Genomic DNA, 2596 nt, shown 5'->3' with positions numbered 1-2596 from the left:
GGCCTGGACGGCGCCGAGAACGATCCCGATGCGCCAGGCGCAGGCAAGAGCCTTACGGACACCGAGCGCGCTGTCCGGCTGTCCCGCTTCATCAACGGCAACCCGGCCGCTCTGGCTGCCATCTCCGCGCTGGCAGGCAAGCAATGAGTCAGGCCTTCGCTGTCACCACCGCGGACATGCTCGCGCTGGTGCAGCACATGGCCCCCGAGGCACGCGCCGAGCTCGACAGCATCCCATGGCCGGTGATCCGCCGATCTGAGTTCCAGCAGAACGCCGCGCAGCATAGGCGGCCCCTCTGAGCGTCTCGGTCCGATAGTTTGTGCGAAACATCACGAATATGCCCGTATGCATGGGGCTTTGCCCACCGAGTGCGCGGCCATCATATTGCGCAACCAGGAGATTTAAATGCCGAGGCTCGCAGACCTGAAAGACGTGTTGTTTCCGGTGGTGATGCGGCCACTGTTCATCAAGAACGAGGGCCGAGAATTGAGGGTACCCGATAGCCAAGCCATCGTCGAATGTCGAACTGGCCGCGTGCTGAGCGTCGTTGGCCGCGACTATCGACTAGTGAGTCATGATGAGGCGCTCGGTCTTGCTTTCGAGTGTGCCCGGTCGGCCTTCCCGGAAACCAAGCACGCGGAGTGGGCACCCGCAGGCGTTGACGCCCCGTCTACAGGTGCCACATGCTTCATTGACCTAGTCCACAATTCTGCGGCGCTGGATTTTTCGGGACTCGCGGCAAAGGACAAGCCAGAGGTCTATGGGCCCTTCGTCCGGGTGACCAACAGCTACAACCGCACCCGGGCCCTGTGTTTCGACATTGGCTACTACCGCAAGGTCTGCAAGAACGGCCTGATCCTGCGGGACTCGCTGATCAGCTTCAAGATGAGTCATCAGCGCCGGGAAATCAGCAAGGAGATTCACTTCGAGATCGACCACAAAGAGCTCGACAAGCAGCGGCAGGACTTTCAGGCTTTCTTGGAAAAGCTGCAGAACTTCGACGTTCCCGAGGCCATGATCAGCCGGTTTGCGTGTGGGGTGCTCGGATTCCGGCCGCCCGAAAGTCCAGACCTTCCGACCGATCCTCGATGGGTTGCCTGGCGTGACTTGGTCGCGGTCGTTGACGAAACTAGTGACCGCTATCGCACGGAATTGGGGGCAAACGCCAATACGGTGTTGAACGTTGTCACCGAGATTGCCTCACGCCCTCCAGAAAGTCAGGCCGTGCGCCGTAGTCGCCATGGGCTACAACGCCGCGCCGGACAATGGGCGAGCGGTTTCGCGGCGGTCTGTGAAGATGAAGGGTTCGACCTGACGAAGCATCTGGAGGCGCTGGCCAGTCCGGGTGTCGATGCAGACAAAGTCGGTCGCGGTGTTGCTCTGGCCACGGCTTGAGCCCGTGTCGGGTCCCTTCGCCTTCGGTGGCACTGGGGCGCACGCTCGTCGCCGTGGCTGTCCTCATCGGCGGCGGGATCTACTGGTAAAAACGATCGCACGGCCGAAGAAGGCGCATGTTGCTGTAGAGAAGAAGCGTGACGCCGAGCTTGAGCAGTACAAGCGCGACATCGGCTCCTGCGCGCCCGATGACGCAGTTCGGCATCCGCTCCGACTCGGCTGGCCCGAACAGGGTGTACGCACTGCGGCTACTGGCTGCCGCCTTGTGCCCACGATACTCGCAGCAAGTCCACCTGTTCGCGCGTTTCGATCACGACATCGGCATCGACGGGTCGCCCGGCCGTGAGCTTTGGTGGCCTGCCCCTGGCGCCGGACCTGACGCGCAAGCACGCCGATGGACTTCGCCGTCGTCGTTGTGCCGGCTTGATTGCGCTGCGCAGCGTCGCCCCGATAGCGCCCGTCCTCCAAGAACGAGCTGTGCCAGCGCGGATATGCACACGCATGCATAAGCATTGCATCCGAGAACCTTAGGATGCTCTCATGATTGGTGTGCAGGCACGGATCAAACATCTCCAGGCACTCGCGCGTGCCGAGCGTAGTGCGCATCCGCATATTGACTCACGCACAATCCTCGAGCGGGCAGACGCCCCCAAGAATGCGGGACAGGATTGGAAAAAGATCTTGCTCGCCGACGAGCACGAAGTGAGCAGTTGGATGCAGTTACTCGGCTGCAGGGAAATCGATTTGCGCAAGGCAGTTGCAGTGGTCGGAGCGTCGGCCGACGCAGTGCGCAAACACTTGGCGGAACGCCGCTGAATCTACACTGCTCGTCGCGCATCGCGCGGCGGTCGCCGGCATCGGCCACCAGAACGAGCGCGCGGCAGTCGAAGTGACCCCGCGCCACCACCGCGCCGTTGCACGAACTGCGAGCTCTTCAGCGCCGGGCAAGGCACTCGAAGTCCAACACCACGACCGGCTGCAGTCGGCCAACACCGGTCCTTCGCGGTAGTGCCTCGCAGCGGCCATTCGGCGCCGCTCTCGCGACTCAAAGTTGAACCCAGCCCTGCGCGCTTCCAGCCGGCCCGCCGGCGCGTCCGCCGCCGCGACGCAGCCGGCCGGCGACATGTGCACGGCCAGTCCTTAGCTGAAACGACGGCATTAGCTGCGCAGCTAACCTCCGGATTCGCATGGGCATGTAGAC

3 protein-coding genes are annotated in these 2596 nt (G+C 62.8%); all 3 read left to right on the top strand.

The window, feature by feature from the left end; genetic code table 11:
• The first annotated feature begins 143 nt into the window (after positions 1-143).
• Positions 144-299 carry a hypothetical protein gene (locus AC1DY5_RS50815; protein ID WP_478121883.1) on the top strand — a complete coding sequence of 52 codons (156 nt, stop codon included), beginning with the start codon at positions 144-146 and terminating at the stop codon, positions 297-299.
• A gap of 106 nt (positions 300-405) precedes the next feature.
• The gene (locus AC1DY5_RS50810) at positions 406-1395 is read left to right on the top strand and encodes a DUF932 domain-containing protein (RefSeq protein WP_478121882.1); all 990 of its coding nucleotides are present in this window, start codon (positions 406-408) and stop codon (positions 1393-1395) included.
• 540 nt (positions 1396-1935) lie between these two features.
• On the top strand, positions 1936-2211 hold the full coding sequence (locus tag AC1DY5_RS50805) for a DUF3606 domain-containing protein (RefSeq protein ID WP_478121881.1): 276 nt from the start codon (positions 1936-1938) through the stop codon (positions 2209-2211).
• The last annotated feature ends 385 nt before the right edge of the window (positions 2212-2596 follow it).

It is taken from the genome of Variovorax sp. P4_D9 (genome assembly GCF_056401695.1).
Note: the sequence above shows the minus strand (reverse complement) of the source record. Positions and strands in the feature narration are given on the sequence as shown.